Annotated in this window: 17 protein-coding genes; 11 read left to right on the top strand and 6 right to left on the bottom strand. The window is 46.4% G+C overall.

The genetic code is table 11. From position 1 onward, the window contains the following. Positions 1 to 12: 12 nt before the first annotated feature. Genes AOC07_RS01140 through mtgA form a run of 3 tightly spaced genes read left to right on the top strand, consistent with a single transcriptional unit; the run spans position 13 to position 2,594 of the window. Positions 13 to 867: a TonB family protein gene (locus AOC07_RS01140; RefSeq protein WP_251371683.1), complete on the top strand. Its 855-nt coding sequence runs from the start codon at positions 13 to 15 to the stop codon at positions 865 to 867. A 44-nt stretch (positions 868 to 911) separates the two neighbouring features. Beyond that, positions 912 to 1,817, top strand: coding sequence for a shikimate dehydrogenase (gene aroE / locus AOC07_RS01145; protein WP_215357806.1), 906 nt, complete (start codon positions 912 to 914; stop codon positions 1,815 to 1,817). A gap of 24 nt (positions 1,818 to 1,841) precedes the next feature. Continuing rightward, a complete protein-coding gene (gene mtgA, locus AOC07_RS01150) occupies positions 1,842 to 2,594 on the top strand; it encodes a monofunctional biosynthetic peptidoglycan transglycosylase (RefSeq protein WP_215357807.1) in 753 nt (250 codons plus the stop codon). 16 nt (positions 2,595 to 2,610) lie between these two features. Here the strand turns inward: mtgA and pyrF are convergent, their stop codons facing one another. After that, positions 2,611 to 3,453: an orotidine-5'-phosphate decarboxylase gene (gene pyrF / locus AOC07_RS01155; protein ID WP_215293582.1), complete on the bottom strand. Its 843-nt coding sequence runs from the start codon at positions 3,451 to 3,453 to the stop codon at positions 2,611 to 2,613. A gap of 73 nt (positions 3,454 to 3,526) precedes the next feature. Between pyrF and corA the strand changes: the two genes are divergently transcribed. Further along, the gene (gene corA / locus AOC07_RS01160) at positions 3,527 to 4,492 is read left to right on the top strand and encodes a magnesium/cobalt transporter CorA (RefSeq protein ID WP_215293583.1); all 966 of its coding nucleotides are present in this window, start codon (positions 3,527 to 3,529) and stop codon (positions 4,490 to 4,492) included. On the opposite strand, the gene AOC07_RS01165 is transcribed toward corA, so the two are convergent. The 3 genes from AOC07_RS01165 to thiL are packed head-to-tail and all read right to left on the bottom strand — an operon-like array spanning position 4,493 to position 6,566. Next, positions 4,493 to 4,987: a CinA family protein gene (locus AOC07_RS01165; protein ID WP_215357808.1), complete on the bottom strand. Its 495-nt coding sequence runs from the start codon at positions 4,985 to 4,987 to the stop codon at positions 4,493 to 4,495. It abuts the gene before it with no gap. After that, on the bottom strand, positions 4,984 to 5,544 hold the full coding sequence (locus AOC07_RS01170; RefSeq protein ID WP_215357809.1) for a phosphatidylglycerophosphatase A: 561 nt from the start codon (positions 5,542 to 5,544) through the stop codon (positions 4,984 to 4,986). The genes AOC07_RS01165 and AOC07_RS01170 overlap by 4 nt, the downstream gene beginning before the upstream one ends. Next, positions 5,541 to 6,566, bottom strand: a complete 1,026-nt coding sequence (thiL, locus tag AOC07_RS01175; RefSeq protein ID WP_215293586.1) for a thiamine-phosphate kinase — start codon at positions 6,564 to 6,566, stop codon at positions 5,541 to 5,543. The genes AOC07_RS01170 and thiL overlap by 4 nt, the downstream gene beginning before the upstream one ends. An 84-nt stretch (positions 6,567 to 6,650) precedes the next feature. Between thiL and AOC07_RS01180 the strand changes: the two genes are divergently transcribed. Both AOC07_RS01180 and AOC07_RS01185 read left to right on the top strand, forming a co-directional pair. Further along, positions 6,651 to 8,972, top strand: coding sequence for an NADP-dependent malic enzyme (locus AOC07_RS01180; protein ID WP_215357810.1), 2,322 nt, complete (start codon positions 6,651 to 6,653; stop codon positions 8,970 to 8,972). Positions 8,973 to 9,100: 128 nt separating this feature from the next. Then, on the top strand, positions 9,101 to 9,721 hold the full coding sequence (locus tag AOC07_RS01185) for a barstar family protein (RefSeq protein ID WP_215293588.1): 621 nt from the start codon (positions 9,101 to 9,103) through the stop codon (positions 9,719 to 9,721). A 34-nt stretch (positions 9,722 to 9,755) separates the two neighbouring features. On the opposite strand, the gene AOC07_RS01190 is transcribed toward AOC07_RS01185, so the two are convergent. Next, positions 9,756 to 10,517, bottom strand: coding sequence for a 16S rRNA (uracil(1498)-N(3))-methyltransferase (locus tag AOC07_RS01190; RefSeq protein ID WP_215357811.1), 762 nt, complete (start codon positions 10,515 to 10,517; stop codon positions 9,756 to 9,758). A 44-nt stretch (positions 10,518 to 10,561) separates the two neighbouring features. Between AOC07_RS01190 and tkt the strand changes: the two genes are divergently transcribed. After that, positions 10,562 to 12,565: a transketolase gene (gene tkt / locus AOC07_RS01195; protein WP_215357812.1), complete on the top strand. Its 2,004-nt coding sequence runs from the start codon at positions 10,562 to 10,564 to the stop codon at positions 12,563 to 12,565. 34 nt (positions 12,566 to 12,599) lie between these two features. Beyond that, positions 12,600 to 13,628: a type I glyceraldehyde-3-phosphate dehydrogenase gene (gene gap, locus AOC07_RS01200; RefSeq protein WP_215357813.1), complete on the top strand. Its 1,029-nt coding sequence runs from the start codon at positions 12,600 to 12,602 to the stop codon at positions 13,626 to 13,628. A gap of 102 nt (positions 13,629 to 13,730) precedes the next feature. Here gap and fur read toward each other — a convergent pair whose 3' ends face one another. Beyond that, positions 13,731 to 14,186 carry a ferric iron uptake transcriptional regulator gene (fur, locus tag AOC07_RS01205; RefSeq protein WP_215294257.1) on the bottom strand — a complete coding sequence of 152 codons (456 nt, stop codon included), beginning with the start codon at positions 14,184 to 14,186 and terminating at the stop codon, positions 13,731 to 13,733. Between the two features lie 136 nt (positions 14,187 to 14,322). Between fur and AOC07_RS01210 the strand changes: the two genes are divergently transcribed. Genes AOC07_RS01210 through leuS form a run of 3 tightly spaced genes read left to right on the top strand, consistent with a single transcriptional unit; the run spans position 14,323 to position 18,527 of the window. Further along, positions 14,323 to 14,964 carry an outer membrane protein assembly factor BamE gene (locus AOC07_RS01210; RefSeq protein ID WP_251369657.1) on the top strand — a complete coding sequence of 214 codons (642 nt, stop codon included), beginning with the start codon at positions 14,323 to 14,325 and terminating at the stop codon, positions 14,962 to 14,964. A gap of 33 nt (positions 14,965 to 14,997) precedes the next feature. After that, positions 14,998 to 15,798 (top strand): 4-hydroxy-tetrahydrodipicolinate reductase, encoded by an 801-nt coding sequence (gene dapB, locus AOC07_RS01215; protein WP_215294259.1) that lies wholly within the window; start codon positions 14,998 to 15,000, stop codon positions 15,796 to 15,798. Between the two features lie 56 nt (positions 15,799 to 15,854). Beyond that, entirely contained in the window at positions 15,855 to 18,527 is a 2,673-nt protein-coding gene (gene leuS / locus AOC07_RS01220; RefSeq protein ID WP_215357814.1) for a leucine--tRNA ligase, read from the top strand.

Here is an 18,527-nt window from a genome sequence, read left to right on the forward strand (position 1 = left end):
GCAGGATTCGTGATGCCTAAAACATTAAATAAGGGAATACTTTATTTTCAAACTGCTTGGCGACGCCACCCATTTCGTCTAGCCCTTTGTGTATCGCTTCTCATTCATATTATTTTTCTCTCGATACGCTGGGGAATTGGAGAAGTTGAGAATCGTCGCCTTAACACCCCCCTGAGCGTTGTGTTGGTAAATGCCAGCAATAAAACGCCGCCGAAGGAGGCCAATAAATTAGCCCAAGCTGATTTACAAGGCGGCGGCAAAACAATGAACCAAGATGCAACTGCTTTGCACCGTGCGCGTTTAGGGGCAGAGGCTCGACTAGAGGTTTTAGAGAAACAACAGAAGCAAATGTTGGCAAAACTGGATGAGCAATTTACTCGTTCGGGCGGACGTAAGAGTGGTGATGATCAAAAAATGACCCCACAACTCAATTCGCTAGAGGCTGAATTAGCCAAGCGTTTGCAGACTGATGGGCGCGAGCCTCGACGTAAAGTGTTGACTGGCGCCAATGCCAAAGCAGTGACTTTTGCGCACTACTACGACGCTATGCGTCAGAAGATAGAAGCTTATGGAAGTGCATTTTTCCCACGCGCTAATGGCCACCCTTTGTATGGCAGCTTAGTGATTGTGGTCAGTGTGGATGCCCAAGGACGCATTACTACAAACGCCCAGGGTAAAGATGGCCTATCAATAGGTCGCAGCTCAGGCAATCCTGAGTTGGATAGGCAGGCTCTTGCCATCGTGCGTGCCTCCGCCCCCTTCGGACCATTTCCTTCAGAAATGCGTAATCAGATCGATGTGCTCGATTGGGTTTCTACCTTTGAGTTCACTCGAGATGGCTCTGACTACTTAGAGCTTAAGCGTTAACTTTTTTAAAGATAGTTTCTAAATTCGCTTATTCTGTAGTCATCATGAGTTCACCTAAATCTGTCGATCTACATACTGATCCCGGTCTATTTTCGGGGCTGGATGTTTATGCTGTTGCTGGCAATCCAATTGCCCATAGCAAATCTCCCGTAATTCATCAACACTTTGCAGAGCAGGCGAGCCAAAAAATGCACTATGGTCGCTTGCAGCCTGAAATTTATTCATTTGCTGCCGCAGCCAAATCTTTCTTCGCCGCAGGTGGAAAAGGCATGAATATCACAGTGCCATTTAAATTGGACGCGCAAGCTTTTGCGGATGTATTAAGTTCGCGCGCCAAGTTAGCAGGAGCGGTCAACACCTTATGGATAAAAGAGGGCAAAGTCTTTGGCGACAATACCGATGGTGCTGGACTGGTGCGCGACTTGTCAGCACAGGGCCTTGCGATTCATCAATCTAGGATATTGCTTCTAGGTGCTGGTGGTGCCGCACGCGGTGTGATTGGACCATTGCTAGAGCAATCACCAAAGTGTTTGGTGATTGCTAATCGATCTACTGCAAAAGCGGATGAACTCGTGAAGTTGTTTGCTGATCTAGCGGCTTCTAAAGAAGTTGCTCTGGAATCTAGATCCTTATTGGAATTAGAGGATTCTTCAACTACCCCTTACCCATTTGATTTGGTAATCAATGCTACAGCCGCAGGATTAGTGGATGAATCACCTTTGACTCCTGCGGCAGCCATCAATATTTTTGTGCCAAGTTCCTTTGCATACGAGATGGTCTACGGCAAATCTACGGCCTTTATGCAACAAGCTTTGCAAAAAGGTGCACGGGTAAGTGATGGCTTAGGGATGTTAGTTGAGCAAGCCGCTGATGCATTTTTATTGTGGCGCGGTGAAGACTTGGCGACAGCAATTGATTCACGTGCAGTCTTAGCTAAGCTTCGCAGTTAGTTCTACTATTCGACTGACTTTCTAATGCGTTGGCTTACTTACCTGGTCAAGTGTTTGCTCTGTGGTTTTGTCGCAATGCAGATTTACTTTGTGATTCAAATCGCCCTCTGGATCGGACTCAATCCTGCTAGTACTGCGTTTCAGAGGGCTGAACGTTGGCGTTTGTGTTCATGGCATTGGTCGTGCCCAGTCTATTCTGAGTGGACTCCTTATGACAAGATTTCCAACAATCTTAAGCGTGCGGTATTGGTCAGTGAGGATGATATTTTTTTTCAGCACAACGGTTTTCGGTTTGAAGATATGAAAAAAGCTTGGGAAAAAAATCAACAAAGAACTCAGGTGGGTAGCTCTAGGACCGCTTTGCGTGGTGGCTCAACAATTACTCAGCAGTTAGCAAAAAATCTCTTTCTTTCTTCTGAGCAAAATTATTTGCGTAAGGGGCAAGAGCTCATCATTACTGAACTTTTGGAGCTAACCCTCTCAAAACAACGTTTATTTGAGATCTATCTCAATTCAGTTGAGTGGGGTGAGGGTATCTTTGGTATAGGATCTGCTGCTCACTACTATTACGCAAGCACTCCAGCCGCATTGGATCGAGACCATGCCGCCGCATTGGCCTCTGCCTTGCCCGCACCAAAGTGTTTTGATAAGCCGCAATATTGTCGTAAGGCTAATATTCATTTTCCAACTCGCCAAGAGTTCATCTTGGAAAATATGGATCGGGTTGCCTTAGCGCCTTATTCGTCAGCTAAAAGCAGTAAATCAATCAAGCAATAATTTATTGCCTCTCAGTCTACTTGGCACTAGCAACCCTGAGGGCATCACGCGTGCTTTGCGCTACCGCTCTTGCTGCCTGGGCAAAATCACTACCAACGCTGGCATACAAAATGGCTCTAGATGAATTAATGATCATTCCAGTGCCCGGAGCATGGGTAATGCGACCTGCTGCAACGGTAGCATCAATATCACCGCCCTGGGCGCCAATGCCTGGAATGAGTAAAGGCATATCGCCAATAATCGCACGCACCTTAGCAATCTCTTCAGGAAATGTGGCGCCTACTACCAGGCTAATTTGGCCAGAGCTATTCCACTTTTGTGCGGCCAGTTTAGCAACATGCAAATAAAGGGGTTCACCAGAAGCGGTATTGATAAATTGCAAATCTGATCCACCGGGATTTGATGTGCGACAAAGCACAATGACACCTTTGCCAGCATGCTTCAGATACGGCTCGATTGTGTCAAAGCCCATATAGGGGTTTACTGTGACTGCATCTGCTCCATACCGTTCAAAGGCTTCGAGAGCATAGTGATCTGCAGTGCTCCCAATATCTCCGCGCTTGGAATCTAAGATTACAGGAATATGGGGGTACTTATCCTTGAGGTGCTGAATGAGTTTTTCTAGTTGCGCCTCGGCTCTTTGAGAGGCAAAGTAAGCAAACTGGGGTTTAAATGCGCACACTAAATCGGCAGTCGCATCAGCGATTTCGCGACAGAACTCAAATATTCCCTCAGGTTTGCCCTGGAGGGATGAGGGCAAGCGCTTAGGATCAGGGTCAAAACCAACACACAGCATACTGCCTTGGGAAGCCCATGCAGACTGGAGTTGCTGGTTAAAGGTATTTGAGCGAGAGTTCATTGGATTTGGCTTATTTTAGTGAAACTGTCATGGTGTATAGGATAAACTAGCGCACATTCCTTAGGAGTTCACCATGATCAACTTGTTCGTCCTGCAAAATGGCCGCCTCTCTCAAGAGCAAGTGGAAGATCGCAATGAATTGTTGCAATACGCTAATCCTATCTGGATTGACGTAGTTGATCCAGAAGAAGAAGAGCTGATTTGGATTAAAGAGGCGTTTGGCGTGCTCTTACCTGAATTGGATGATTTGGGCGATTTGGAAGCTTCCGCGCGCTATTTTGAGGCCGACGATGGTCATCTTCATATCCGCACTGATTTTTTATTGGATGAAGAAGAAACCTCTCGCAACGTGCGAGTTGCGTTTGTCCTGACCAAGCAAGTCCTGTTCTCGATTCATGATGAAGATTTACCAGTGTTCCGCTTGGTGCGTTTGCGCGCACGCTTGCGACCTGGTTCAGTGAGCAATGCAAAAGATGTTTTGCTGGATCTGTATTCCACCGATGCTGAGTACTCTGCCGATGCGCTAGAAGAGGTTTACGAAAATCTCGAGCAAGCCGGTAAGCGAGTTCTTTCTGACAGCATTAACGATGCTGATGCTGCAGAGGTTTTAGAGACGATTGCTAAGGAAGAAGATACCAACGGACGTATCCGTCGTAATGTGATGGATACGCGCAGAGCCTTATCTTTTCTGATGCGAAGTAAGTTGTTATCAGATGAACAGCAAGAGGAAGCGCGTCAAATTTTGCGAGATATTGACTCGCTCGAGAACCATACTGCATTCTTGTTCGACAAGATCAACTTCTTGATGGATGCAACAGTCGGCTTCATTAACTTGAACCAATCTAAGATTATCAAGATCTTCTCGGTGGTATCTGTTGCCTTAATGCCGCCTACTCTCTTGGCCAGCATTTGGGGCATGAACTACAAACACATGCCTGAGTTAGATGCCACTTGGGGTTATCCAATGGCAATTGGCGCAATGATTGTTTCAGCCATTATTCCGTTGGTTTACTTCCATAGTAAGGGTTGGATGAAGTAATTAGTTCTTTAGCAATTGAATTAGACCTGCTAAAGCATGATCAGTTGCCTGTTGGCGTATCGCTTGCCGATCTCCATCAAATAGTTTGGTTTCACAAGTGGTGATATTTGTGCCGGCAACATTTCTGATGACCCACCCAAAACAAACAGTTCCCACAGGCTTATCTTTTGACCCTCCGGTGGGGCCGGCAATTCCAGTAATGGCAATGGCAAGATCAACGCCTGCGTTGATTTGAGCTCCCTGTGCCATGGCTTTAGCCACCGGTTCACTGACCGCACCGTGGGACTCTATGAGTTCTGCCGGAACCCCTAGGCACTCAGTTTTGGCTTGGTTGCTATAGGTGATGTAGCCACGCTCAAACCATGCGCTTGATCCTGATAGTTCCGTTAGGGTGGCGCAGACGAGGCCACCTGTACAAGATTCAGCCAGCGCCAGTTTCCAGCTTTTGGTAGTTAATAGTTGAGCTAGTTCTTTAGCGTGATTAATAGAGTTCATAGTGGCATCATCTTTTGTATCAAAGCAATCACTAGAAGCGTGAAAAAGGCTGCAGCAAGGTCATCCACCATGATGCCAAACCCGCGCCAGATAATTTGTAATATGGTTGATGGGTTGTGATTATTCTCTAGATTTTTAAAGTGACAATCAATCATTCCAATGGGTCCTGGCTTGAGGGCATCAAAAAAACGGAAGAGTCCAAAAGCGATTGTCTGCATCCAAATGCTGCTTGGCATGATCAACAGCAGCACAATCCAAAAGGCGATGATTTCATCCCAAACAATTCCACCAAAATCTTTTTTACCCAACTCTTCGCTGACGTGACCGCAGATCCAGCATCCCAAAATAATGCCGCCACCAATAATCCAGAGAAAGTCCTCTGTAGATAGAAAATACTCCCCTACTAAGAACGCTGCCCAAGCCCAAAGAGTGCCTGCAGTACCAGGTGCCACAGGGCTTAGGCCGCTGCCAAAGCCAAACGCAATAGTGCGACTTGCAGTTTGTCTTACCCATTTAAAAGTGGGTATTACTGGATCGGGATCTTTGGGGATACTCATTTTGCAAAGTGGTCAAAGGATGCAAGCAGCGTTGCTGTTTGGGTAGCGTTTAGTAGGTCGCCATGCTGATTGAGTAAATGTAATTTTCCGGCTTCGCCTGCTGCTTTCCTAATGCTGCCGATTCTAGCGAGGGATAAATTAAGATCTTTGCTGATCCCATCAATAGCAGCCCTCTTCTCAATCGGAGCAGTGAAACAAATTTCATAATCGTCACCACCGCTGGCGGCAAATTGATTTTGGATGGCCTCATTCTGTTTTTGTAAGGTTGCAGATTTTGGCAGAAGCGCTAAAAATATTTCCGCCCCCACTTCAGACTGTTTGAGAATGTGCTGAAGGTCGCCAAGCAATCCATCCGATACATCCAAGGCTGCGCTTGCGATATCGCGAAGTTTGATACCAAGCTCTATTCGGGGAGCGGGGTCATGCATACGATGTTCTATTTGCTTTAAATCTTGCTCGGAAAGAATGATTTCATGACGCAGCGCAGCAAGAGCGAGTCTCGCATCACCAATCGTTCCTGAAATCCAAATATCATCCCCAACTTTTGCCCCTGATCTTCGAATGGCTTTTCCGAAGGGGATGCTGCCAAATGCTGTAATGGAAATTGTGAGGGGGCCAGCAGTGGTGTCGCCGCCAATGAGTGAGCAAGAATATTCATTTGCAATAGCAAAGAGGCCTTTGGAAAAGGCTGCAAGCCAAGCGGTATTGACCATCGGTAAAGCGATTGCCAAGGTGAATCCGATAGGCTTTGCTCCCATAGCCGCCAGGTCTGAAAGGTTGACTGCTAGAGCTTTGCGGCCGAGTAACTCTGGATCGGCATCGGCAAAAAAATGCCTCCCCTCAACCAGCATATCGGAAGTAATGGCAATTTCTTCGTTAGGTCTGGATTTGAGAAGGGCGCAATCATCCCCCATTCCCAGGGCGATAGCTTGCTCTTTATTTGAGCCCATGGCATCTGACCCCGTTTTAAAAAAACGCTCAATGAGATCAAATTCGCCGAGAGGGCTGGATTCAGGATGCATATCTTATTTTATGGCTCTTGGGAGAGGTGCGCTCGAGAGGAATAGAATTAGACTCTTCTATGTGTCTTACCAAAGAGTACGCTGATGAGCAAAGAAAACAATAAAGAGCAACAAATTGCAGCCCTAAGAGAGGCTGCTCTCCAGTATCACGAGTTTCCGACCCCGGGGAAGATTGAGATCGCGCCAACTAAGCAGTTGACCAATCAACGCGATTTAGCGCTTGCTTATACGCCAGGCGTTGCTGCACCGTGCGAAGAGATTGTTAAAGATCCCGCTAATGCTTTTAAATACACTGCTCGCGGAAATTTAGTTGGTGTAATTACCAACGGTACTGCTGTTCTTGGCTTGGGAAATATTGGGCCGCTGGCAAGCAAGCCAGTGATGGAAGGAAAAGCTGTTCTCTTCAAAAAGTTTGCCGGTATTGATGTTTTTGATATCGAAGTAAATGAAAACGATCCTGATAAGTTGGTTGAAATCATCGCCGCATTGGAGCCAACATTTGGCGGTATTAATCTAGAAGATATTAAAGCGCCTGATTGCTTTGTGGTTGAGCGCAAATTACAAGCTCGTATGAAGATTCCAGTCTTTCACGATGATCAACATGGCACTGCGATTGTGGTAGCCGCCGCGATTCTAAACGGCCTAAAGGTGGTTGGTAAGGATGTTGGCAACGTGAAGTTAGTGACATCTGGGGCTGGCGCTGCTGCTCTAGCCTGTTTGGATTTATTGGTTGATTTGGGTATTCCTCGCAAAAATATTTGGGTAACGGATTTAGCTGGTGTCGCATATAAGGGTCGTAAGGAATTAATGGATCCCGAGAAGGAGCCATTTTGTCAAGAGACAGAATTGCGCACTCTGGACCAAGCAATTGAGGGCGCGGATATTTTCTTGGGTCTTTCTGCTGGTGGTGTATTAAAACAAGACATGGTGAAGAAGATGGCACCTAATCCATTGGTCTATGCCCTAGCAAATCCAACCCCAGAAATTCTTCCCGAAGAGGTAAAGGCGGTTCGTCCTGATGCAGTGATGGCTACAGGCCGCACCGATTATCCAAACCAAGTAAATAATGTGTTGTGCTTTCCGTTTATCTTCCGTGGAGCATTAGATGTAGGCGCCACAACCATTACACGCGGCATGGAAGTCGCTGCGGTGAAGGCGGTTGCAGAGTTAGCGCAAGCGGAACAGAGCGAAGTGGTTGCCTCTGTATACGGCATTGAGAACCTCTCTTTTGGCCCGGAGTACTTGATTCCAAAACCGTTTGATCCGCGTTTGATCACGGTGATTGCCCCTGCTGTAGCGAAAGCTGCCATGGATGATGGGGTGGCTTCTCGCCCTATTAAAGATTTCGATGCTTATCGTAATCAGCTTCAACAGTTTGTGTACCACTCTGGTACTTTGATGAAGCCGCTCTTTAGCATTGCGAAGCGTGTACCAGCAAATCAAAAACGGATTGTGTTTGCCGAGGGTGAAGATGAGCGCGTATTGCGTGCAGTCCAAATCATTATTGATGAAAACCTGGCTACTCCAATCTTGATTGGCCGCCCGGCAGTGATTGAGCACCGCATTGATAAGTTTGGTCTGCGCATGAAGACGGGTGACGACTTTGAGGTTGTTAACCCAGAGAATGACCCTCGTTTCCGGGACTTCTGGCAAACCTATTTGAGCTTGACTGAGCGCAAGGGGGTGTCTGAGTCTTACGCCAAATTGGAAACCCGTCGTCGTAACAGCTTAATTGGCTCCATCATGATTAACAAAGGGATGGCCGATGGGATGATTTGCGGCACGATTGGTAATCCCGCTACTCATCTTAAATATATTGATGAGGTGGTTGGTCACGAGGCTGGCGCGAATGTTTATGGAGCGATGTCTGGTTTGATTCTGCCGGGTCGCCAAGTATTCCTGGTAGATACGCATATCAATATTGATCCAAATGCAGAAGAGTTGGCGGAGCTGACCTTGATGGCCGCTAGTGAAATGCGGAAGTTAGGCTTAGTACCAAAAGTTGCCCTCCTTTCTCATTCTAATTTTGGTTCAAGCAACGCGCCTTCGGCAGTGAAAATGCGCGAAGTACTGTCCTTGGTGCAGAAAGCAGACCCTACATTAGAGGTTGATGGTGAAATGCACGGTGATAGCGCTTTAGATGCAACCATTCGTGCTGGTGCAGTAACTTCTTCCCCCTTGAAGGGCGATGCAAATCTTTTAGTTCTGCCCAATATTGACGCCGCTAATATTTCTTACAATTTGTTAAAAACTGCAGCGGGTAACGGTATTGCTATCGGGCCATTGTTGTTGGGTGTGGCTAAACCAATCCACATTCTGACTCCAGCAGCTACTGTACGCAGGATCGTGAATGTGACAACTTTGGCAGTCGTAGAGGCGGCTAGCAACACGAGAGGCATCTCCTAAGGCATTTTTATATATGTAAGTTAGTAATAACTTACATATATTTATCCTATATAAATCAATGGTTTATATAAAATGCACTGTATTTGGGCTTGATTTGATGGCGTGTTACGGGTAACCTAGCACCCATCATGAATAATCGCACTGAAAACACCGATTTAGCTAGCTTCGAAGAACATAGCCGCGCCGAAAGTTGGGACAGTAATGATCGACTAGAAACAGAATCATCTGCCGCCAATGTTTATGCCCAGGGTGGTTTATCTCGTTTACAAACCTATGCAGCAAATCAAGTGTCGGGAAAAAAAGTGACAGCTTCTTGGCGTGCCGCTTTGGCCGTTCGTGATGCCGGACCGCCGGCAATGTTGCGCAGTGTGCGTACAAATATCGTTCAATCCATTCGTGCTTTTCGTACACCAGATTTGCAGGAAGCAGCGACTGAACTCGGTCAGCATTTCATCTACGCCAATTGCACAAATGCAATGACTAAAGGTGAAGTGCTCGAAGCAATTGCAATTGCATATTCCTTTACTAAGCAACAAGCAAAAAACTTCGATCCTTTATTGGATGCATTGACAACATTGACAGATAAAGCTGGCCAACAGCCTGGATTTGTTGTGGTTCTCGAAGGTCTGCCTTGCACTCAGAAGTTTGACAAAGAAGCGCGTGAAACTCTCTTAGACGTTTTCCGCGATGCCGTTGATTTTTGGGCCGAGCGCCGCACGCCTTACAGGGTCTTTTACTCTTTCGCTTAATCGCTTAGGCTGCTCAAGCCCCCTGGAATCGCCTCTACTTGAGGCGATTTTGCATTTCAGGGTTCCATATGCTGTGGACAGTTGTGATGGCGACAGTGCCAGCGGTTTCCGTTCTCAGCACACGCTCTCCGAGTGAAACAATTTGGTAGCCAGCTGCTTGGGCTTGCGCCTCTTCTTCTGGTGAGTGACCACCTTCCGGGCCGATCATGAGAATAATATCTTGTGGGGCACTTTCTAACAGAACTGAATGCATGCTTTTAGTGGCCTCGGGGCTTAAAAGAAGTTTTAGGGTTGGCTTTGAAGGCACCTTTAAGTAGGCCTCAAAAGTTTGAATGGGTTCTAGGGTGGCAAGCACCGTTCGGTCACATTGTTCGCATGCTGCTTGAACAATGCCATTCCAATGGGCAAGGCGTTTTTGGGCGCGATCAAGATCGCTTGAACGGGTCAACTTTAAGATCGAGCGTTCGCATTGCAAGGGGGTAATAATTTGGGCGCCGGTTTCAACCGCTTTCTCGACAATCCAATCCATTTTGTCGCCACCGGCAAGACCTTGGGCCAAAGTAATGGCATAAGGGGCTTCACGGCGGGTGTCAGTGTGGATCTCCTTGAGCTGAACTTGCCCTGTTTTTCCGCTCAAAGAGAGTAGCTCGGCCTTGGCTACCTGACCTTTTCCATCAAATACTGGAAAGGATTCCCCGGTCTGGATACGCCGAACGCGCAAATGGTGGGCAACCTCAGGGGTGAGGGTAGTTGGCTTTTGGGATTCCCATGGTTCGGGAAGATAAAATTGAGGCATTACTGAAATATAGCCAATTTATTTTCCTCGAGACCACTTTTACGATGTCAAACCTTCAAATCCGCATGGCCAATGCCATTCGTGCTTTATCCATGGATGCAGTTCAACAGGCAAACTCAGGCCACCCTGGTATGCCAATGGGGATGGCAGATATCGCCGTTGGACTTTGGAACGATCATTTAAAACATAATCCAACCGATCCACATTGGATGGATCGCGACCGTTTTGTTTTATCTAACGGTCATGGTTCGATGCTGTTGTATTCCCTCTTACATCTTTCTGGTTACGACTTACCAATTGAAGAGTTAAAGAATTTCCGCCAGTTGCATAGTAAAACTCCAGGTCATCCAGAGTATGGAATTACGCCTGGTGTTGAGACAACAACTGGTCCACTTGGACAAGGAATTTCCAATGCAGTTGGTATGGCTCTTGCTGAAAAATTATTAGCAGAAGAATTTAATCGTCCCGGTCTTAATATCATCGATCACTATACCTATGTATTTTTAGGTGATGGCTGTTTGATGGAAGGTATTAGTCATGAAGTGTGTTCATTGGCTGGTACTTTAAAGTTGAACAAGTTGATTGCACTTTGGGATGACAACGGCATCTCGATTGATGGCAAAGTCGTTTCTTGGTTTAACGAAGATACTCCGAAACGTTTTGAGGCGTACAACTGGAATGTCATTCGTAATGTAAATGGCCATGATGCTGAAGCTGTATCTGCTGCCATTGCTAAGGCTAAAAAGAGTGATAAACCAACGCTGATTTGCTGCAAGACGGCGATTGGCCAGGGCTCGCCCAATATGACTGGCAGCGACAAGGTACATGGTTCACCATTGGGCGCAGCAGAAATTGCTGCAACTCGTGTGGCATTGAATTGGCCATATGCTCCTTTTGAAGTTCCAGAAGATATTTACGCTGCCTGGGATTTTAAGAAGCGTGGTCAAGCAGCTGAACATGAGTGGAATAAAGAATTTCAGAAATATAAAAACAAATTTCCAGAACTTGCTTCAGAATTGCAACGTCGTATGCAAGGCGATTTGTCAAAAGACTTTTCGGCCACACTCGATGCTTATTTAAAGACCTGCCAAGCAAAAGCGGAAACTATTGCCACCCGTAAGGCGAGTCAAAATGCGATTGAAGCATTAGCACCAGCCCTGCCAGAATTTATGGGTGGCTCTGCTGACTTAACGGGTTCGAACTTAACTAATTGGTCTTCATGCAAACCGGTGCGTGGCGATCAATGGGGTAATCACATCAACTACGGTGTGCGTGAATTTGGTATGAGTGCCATCATGAATGGCATCGCTTTGCACGGTGGTTACATTCCTTTTGGTGGTACCTTCTTAACGTTCTCAGACTACAGCCGCAATGCTTTGCGCATGGCAGCTTTGATGAAATTACGCAGTATTTTTGTATTCACCCATGACTCTATTGGCCTTGGAGAAGATGGCCCAACACACCAATCAGTAGAGCATGTTGCTAGCTTGCGCTTGATCCCAAATCTCATGGTTTGGCGTCCTTGCGACACTACTGAGAGTGCTGTCGCTTGGGGTTCAGCCCTTGAGCGCAAAAATGGCCCTAGCGTCCTGATCTTCAGCCGTCAGAACTGCCCATTTGTTTCGCGTAGTGTTCAGCAAGTTAAAGATATTGCGCGTGGTGGCTATGTGTTGCGCGATCCTCAAGTTGGAAAAATTAATGCAGTCATTATCGCTACCGGCTCTGAAATTGCGCTTGCATTACAAACTGCTGAGCATCTAGAAAAACAAAGCCCAGGAAAAATTGGCGTTCGGGTAGTTTCGATGCCTTCGACTACAGTATTCGATCAGCAGGATACTGACTACAAATCTAAAGTATTGCCGGCCAAGATTCCACGCATTGCTGTTGAAGCTGGCGTGACTGATTTCTGGTGGAAGTATGGATGCGCAGCAGTGCATGGTGTAGACACTTTTGGTGAATCTGCTCCTGCGGGTCAGCTGTATGAATATTTTGGTTTAACAGTGGATCAAATTGCCAATACTGTTAAGCAATGTATCGCGAAGAAATAATCAGCAAGAATTTAAAATTAGCGAGGGAAAATAAATGACAATTCGTGTCGCAATCAATGGTTATGGACGTATCGGGCGCATGGTCTTACGCGCTTTATACGAAGATCAGGTTAATGGTAAGCCACGTCGAGATATCAAGATCGTTGCCATCAATGCCATGGGGGATATTGCCATTAATGCCCATCTGACCCAGTATGACTCAGCACACGGCCGTTTTCCTGCAGAGGTTTCAGTAGATGGCGATTGCATGGTAGTCAATGGCGATCGCATCAAAATGTTCTGTACACGTAATCCAGCTGAAACCCCATGGGGTGAGTTGGGTGTTGATTTAGTTTTGGAGTGCACCGGAAAATTTACTTCCAAAGAAAAAGCCCTGATTCATCTTCAACAGGGCGCGAAGAAAGTATTGATTTCTGCTCCTGGTGGAAAAGACGTCGATGCAACAATTGTGTATGGCGTTAATCAAAATGTATTAAAACCAACTGATGTCGTGGTTTCTAATGCAAGTTGCACAACCAATTGTTTGGCGCCCTTGGTAAAACCATTACTAGAAAAAATTGGCATTGAGTCTGGTTTGATGACAACTATTCACGCATTTACGAATGACCAGGTATTAACTGATGTCTATCATAAGGATATGCGTCGTGCACGCTCTGCTGTAACCAGCATGATTCCAACGAAAACCGGCGCTGCAAAAGCAGTTGGCTTGGTTTTGCCAGCATTAGCAGGGCGCTTCGATGGTTTTGCAATGCGCGTTCCTGTCATTAATGTTTCTGTGGTCGATCTCACTTTTGCGGCTAGCCGCGCTACTAGCGTAGACGAAGTGAATTCCATTCTGAAGGCTGCGAGCGAGGGTGAGCTCAAGGGTATTTTGGGCTTTAACACTTTGCCCTTGGTTTCGATTGATTTCAATCATGATCCTCGCCCGAGTATTTATGATGCTTCCCAAACTCGTGTTTCTGCTGATGGCAAGTTGGTCAAGGTATTGGCCTGGTATGACAATGAGTGGGGTTACTCGGTCCAAATGCTCAATGCTGCTGAAGCATTAATGGCTGTAAAGTGATTAAAAGTATTTAAAATCTTTTAAAAGTAGCTAAAAAATATAAAAGACCTCAATTTGAGGTCTTTTTTCATTTTGGGGGCAGTAAAAAGCCCTTAAAAGTGCCTATTTTTGCTTATTTCGACAGTTTTTCTTCTGGCAATGTCCGTACATAGCCAGGGAATGTTCCTGGAGCTTAAATCCTAAGCTCTTTGCGATATCCCGCTGTCTTTTCTCAATAGCTTCGTCAACAAATTCCTCAACGTGGCCGCAATCAAGGCAAACCAGGTGGTCATGGTGCTGACCCTCATTGAGTTCGTAGATCGCTCTGCCATCCCCCTTACTAGACTCAAAATGACTGCGGAGTAGGAGCCCCGCTTGTTCAAACTGAGTAAGTACACGATAGACCGTGGCCAAACCAATTTCTTGGTCTTCCTTGGCTAAGGCCATGAAAACATCCTCAGCGCTAAAGTGGGTACCGCCATTTTGATGAAAAAAATCCAGAATTTTCATGCGCGGACCGGTGGCCTTTAGGCCAATGTCTCGCAAATCTGCGGGCGTAGGGTTTTGGTTCATATTCATGGCTTTGGGAGCTAAAATCAATGTCTTAATGATACGGCCAGCCATGCAAAATTGCCTTGAACTTTTTAGTCGTTTTTTGAAGACCCTTTTAAAGGGTATTTTCAGTCCTGCCCGCCTCGGGTTCGCCGCTATTGCCATGAGCGCTTTATTGGGGGTTACGGGTTGCACTTCCGCTGTTGATGAAACCCAACGCGCTTGGATGAATAAAGTATTCAGACCCTATGTCCCAGATATAGTGCAAGGCAACTTTATTTCTAGCGAGCAATATGCAAAGTTGGAATTAGGCATGAGCCGTGAGCAAGTGCGTCAAATTTTAGGCACACCTTTATTGGCAAGCTATTTCCATGCCAATCGTTGGGACTATATTTTTGAATTTAAGCGACAGAATCAGGTCATCGGTAAAGAGCGTCGAGTCACGGTATTTTTTGATGGAGATAAGGTTGTGAAGTTTGAGGGCGACGCTTTGCCGACTGATGTCGAGCTGGTTGCTGAAATTGATGGCTATGCTAAAACGAAGCGCTCATTTTGGCAGATGATTACTGGCACAGGTAAGGGGCCTGTTACTCCGCCCTTACAACAACCAGAGTTATTAGTAGCAAGCCCAACAGATAACTTACCTAAGGGTGCGGCTGTGCCAGCAGTGCCTGCTGCAAGTAAAGGTTCATTTTGGGATTACTTCAGTTTCTCAAAACAGCCAGATGGGCAAGCTGTACCAGCGTCAGAAACTTTAGGGCCTGGTGCTATGAATATTCCGCAGGCCACTGAGACCAAGAAGTAAGAATTACCTATAACTTAAGCGATGAAATAAATGATGAAGATTGCAATTGCTGGAGCAACTGGCCGCATGGGGAAGATGTTGATTGAGGCGGTACTCAATACGCCCGATGCCCAATTGGTTGGTGCGCTTGAGCATGCTTCTTGCCCGCAACTGGGCGAGGATGCTGGAGCATTCTTGGGTAAGAAAACAGGCGTGGTAATTTCTTCCGATGTTGAGCAGGTTTTGGCAGGCGCTGAGTTTTTAGTTGACTTTACTAGACCTGAAGGCACGATGACTCATTTAGCTGTTGCAGAGAAAACCGGAACCAAAATGATTATTGGTACAACGGGGTTAAGTGCAGAGCAAATTACTCATCTTCAGAAAGCATCGGCAAAATTAGCAATTGTCTTTGCTCCCAATATGAGTGTTGGCGTCAATGCCACATTCAAGCTGCTAGAGATTGCAGCCAAGATGCTCAATCAAGGTTACGACATTGAAATTATTGAAGCTCACCATCGCCACAAAGTAGATGCGCCTTCAGGTACGGCGCTGAAGATGGGAGAAGTGATTGCAGACGCCCTGGGCGAAAAGTTAGACGACGTCGCTGTGTATGCACGCGAAGGTCATACGGGCGAGCGCAAGGAAGGCTCAATCGGATTTGCCACTATCCGTGGCGGCGACATTGTTGGCGATCACACCGTTCTATTTGCCGGTGATGGTGAACGTATTGAAATTAGTCACAAGTCCTCCAGCCGTCAATCTTACGCACAGGGTTCATTGAGGGCCGCACGCTTTTTGCAAACACAAACTTTTGGTTTGTATGACATGCAAGATGTTTTGGGTCTGCGTAAATAAGAGTCAGCTTAAGCAATTAGCCAATCATTAAAAATAGAAGAAAAGAGTTGTCTTGAATGAGTAAGGATTACGACTACCGCATAATTGAAGCGGCAGCGCAGGCTGATTGGGAAAGTGCGCAAGTCTATACAGTTACTGAGAATGCGGTAGATTCCTTTGGTAAGAAAAAGCCAAAGTACTACGCTTGCTCTATGTTGCCTTACCCGTCTGGTAAGTTGCATATGGGGCATGTACGTAACTACACCATCAATGATGTAATGGCGCGTCAGCTCCGTATGCAGGGTTTTAACGTTTTAATGCCGATGGGCTGGGATGCTTTCGGGATGCCCGCAGAAAATGCTGCGATTCAGAATAAAGTGCCGCCAGCAAAATGGACCTACGAGAATATTGCTTATATGAAAAAGCAAATGGCTGCGATGGGCTTGGCGATTGATTGGTCTCGTGAGGTTGCTACCTGTAGTCCTGATTACTATCGTTGGAATCAATGGCTTTTTTTAAAGATGCTCGAAAAGGGTATTGCTTATCGCAAAACCCAAGTCGTGAATTGGGATCCTATCGATCAAACAGTTCTGGCAAATGAGCAAGTAATTGATGGGCGAGGTTGGCGTTCTGGAGCTTTAGTTGAAAAGCGTGAGATCCCTGGTTACTACTTTAATATCACTGCCTATGCAGAGCAATTACTTTCTAGTTTAGATGGTTTGGGTTGGCCTGAGCGCGTTAAGACCATGCAGCAGAATTGGATTGGCAAAAGTCGTGGCGTGCGTTTTGCTTTCAAGCATGAGATTGCTGATGATCATGGAAACTTCATTCAAGATGGTCTCTTGTATGTTTTCACAACGCGCGCTGACACCATTATGGGTGTTACCTTTTGCGCTGTTGCCGCAGAGCATCCTCTGGCAACTAAAGCTGCTGCCAATAATCCAGCCCTCGCTGCCTTTATCGAGAAGTGCAAAACGGGTAGTGTGATTGAGGCGGACTTAGCGACTCAAGAAAAAGAAGGGATGTTTACTGGTTTGTATGTCACCCATCCTTTGACTAAAGAGCCTATTCCAGTTTGGGTTGGTAATTATGTACTGATGTCTTATGGCGATGGCGCAGTGATGGGTGTGCCCGCACATGATGAGCGTGATTTTGCTTTTGCACTCAAATACGATTTACCGATCAAACAAGTCATTGCTCTGAAGAGCGAGTCGCCAATATTTAATGCAAGTCGCTGGGAAGATTGGTATGCCCAAAAAGAGGGCGTAGTTTGCTTTAACAGCGATCAGTTCGATGGTTTATCTCATGAAGAGGCTGTCAGCGCTGTAGCAAAAGAGTTGTCGCAAATGGGAATTGGTGAAATCAAGACTACCTATCGTTTGCGTGATTGGGGCATTTCTCGTCAGCGCTATTGGGGTACTCCAATTCCGATTATTCATTGTGGGGATGATGCAAATCCAGGTTGCGGTGCCGTGCCCGTTCCTGAGTCTGATTTACCAGTGATCTTGCCAGAGGATTGCGTTCCAGATGGTAGTGGTAATCCATTGAATAAGCGCGCAGATTTTCTGAATGTGAAGTGCCCTCAGTGCGGCAAGCCCGCTAGACGTGAGACCGACACCATGGATACCTTTGTGGACTCTTCCTGGTATTTCATGCGCTACACCGGCCCCAATGCATACAGCATGGTCGATGAGCGCAATGAGTACTGGATGCCAATGGATCAATACATTGGCGGTATCGAGCATGCCATTTTGCATTTACTCTATGCGCGCTTTTGGACTAAGGTCATGCGTGACCTCAACCTCATTACTTTTGATGAGCCATTTCAGAATTTATTAACTCAAGGCATGGTGCTCAACGAGACGTATTACTCTGAAGATGTGTCTGGTAAGAAGACTTGGCTCAACCCTTTAGATGTTGAATTAGCTCTCGATGACAAAGGTCGGCCTAAAGGCGCCAAGCTAAAAGGTGATGCATCAAACGCACCTGTGATTGTTGGCGGCGTTGAGAAGATGTCCAAGAGTAAGAATAACGGGGTTGATCCCCAGGCTCTGATTGATGAGTATGGCGCTGATACTGCCCGTTTATTTGTGATGTTTGCAGCTCCACCAGAACAACAGCTGGAATGGTCTGGTGCTGGTGTTGATGGCGCCTCACGCTTCTTGCGTCGTGTTTGGATGTATTCGAGTAGTCAGGCTAGCAGCATTCGTGATGCGCAAGATTCTGTGCCAAGCAACTTGAGTGATGCCGAAAAAGAATTGCGCCGTGAAGTGCATACCATCTTGAAGCAAGCAAATTTTGACTATCAACGTCGTCAATACAACACGGTAGTTTCTGCAGCAATGAAGATGCTGAATGTACTTGAACCCGTTAAGTTAGATCAAAACACTGCGATTAGTGCCCCAGTGCTGCGGGAGTGTTTAAGTATTTTGTTGCGCATCCTGTATCCCGTAGTTCCTCACTTAACCCATGTGCTTTGGAAAGATATGGGCTATACGAAGACCTTTGGTCTAATCTTAGATGCTCCTTGGCCGGCGGTAGACGAAGCTGCTTTGGTTCAAACTGAAATTACCCTCATGTTGCAGATTAATGGCAAGTTACGCGGGGATATTCGCGTACCAGCAGATGCCGACAAGGAGCAAATCGAAGCTTTAGCATTGCAAAGCGAGTCTGCAACCAAGGCTCTTAATGGTGGCGCGCCAAAGAAGGTGATTGTTGTTCCGGGCCGCTTAGTCAATATCGTGGCCTAA

The organism is Polynucleobacter sp. UB-Raua-W9 (assembly GCF_018687435.1).
Taxonomy (GTDB): Bacteria; Pseudomonadota; Gammaproteobacteria; order Burkholderiales; family Burkholderiaceae; genus Polynucleobacter.

Bases quoted from the DNA above. Each gene is read 5' to 3' on its own strand.
- corA (WP_215293583.1), top strand. From the start codon at position 3,527: ATGATCAACTTGTTCGTCCTGCAAAATGGCCGCCTCTCTCAAGAGCAA.
- leuS (WP_215357814.1), top strand. From the start codon at position 15,855: ATGAGTAAGGATTACGACTACCGCATAATTGAAGCGGCAGCGCAGGCT.
- AOC07_RS01165 (WP_215357808.1), bottom strand. From the start codon at position 4,987: ATGAACTCTATTAATCACGCTAAAGAACTAGCTCAACTATTAACTACC.
- AOC07_RS01185 (WP_215293588.1), top strand. From the start codon at position 9,101: ATGAATAATCGCACTGAAAACACCGATTTAGCTAGCTTCGAAGAACAT.
- AOC07_RS01140 (WP_251371683.1), top strand. From the start codon at position 13: ATGCCTAAAACATTAAATAAGGGAATACTTTATTTTCAAACTGCTTGG.
- AOC07_RS01180 (WP_215357810.1), top strand. From the start codon at position 6,651: ATGAGCAAAGAAAACAATAAAGAGCAACAAATTGCAGCCCTAAGAGAG.
- tkt (WP_215357812.1), top strand. From the start codon at position 10,562: ATGTCAAACCTTCAAATCCGCATGGCCAATGCCATTCGTGCTTTATCC.
- fur (WP_215294257.1), bottom strand. From the start codon at position 14,186: ATGAATATGAACCAAAACCCTACGCCCGCAGATTTGCGAGACATTGGC.
- pyrF (WP_215293582.1), bottom strand. From the start codon at position 3,453: ATGAACTCTCGCTCAAATACCTTTAACCAGCAACTCCAGTCTGCATGG.
- aroE (WP_215357806.1), top strand. From the start codon at position 912: ATGAGTTCACCTAAATCTGTCGATCTACATACTGATCCCGGTCTATTT.
- mtgA (WP_215357807.1), top strand. From the start codon at position 1,842: ATGCGTTGGCTTACTTACCTGGTCAAGTGTTTGCTCTGTGGTTTTGTC.
- AOC07_RS01210 (WP_251369657.1), top strand. From the start codon at position 14,323: ATGAGCGCTTTATTGGGGGTTACGGGTTGCACTTCCGCTGTTGATGAA.
- dapB (WP_215294259.1), top strand. From the start codon at position 14,998: ATGAAGATTGCAATTGCTGGAGCAACTGGCCGCATGGGGAAGATGTTG.
- thiL (WP_215293586.1), bottom strand. From the start codon at position 6,566: ATGCATCCTGAATCCAGCCCTCTCGGCGAATTTGATCTCATTGAGCGT.
- AOC07_RS01190 (WP_215357811.1), bottom strand. From the start codon at position 10,517: ATGCCTCAATTTTATCTTCCCGAACCATGGGAATCCCAAAAGCCAACT.
- AOC07_RS01170 (WP_215357809.1), bottom strand. From the start codon at position 5,544: ATGAGTATCCCCAAAGATCCCGATCCAGTAATACCCACTTTTAAATGG.
- gap (WP_215357813.1), top strand. From the start codon at position 12,600: ATGACAATTCGTGTCGCAATCAATGGTTATGGACGTATCGGGCGCATG.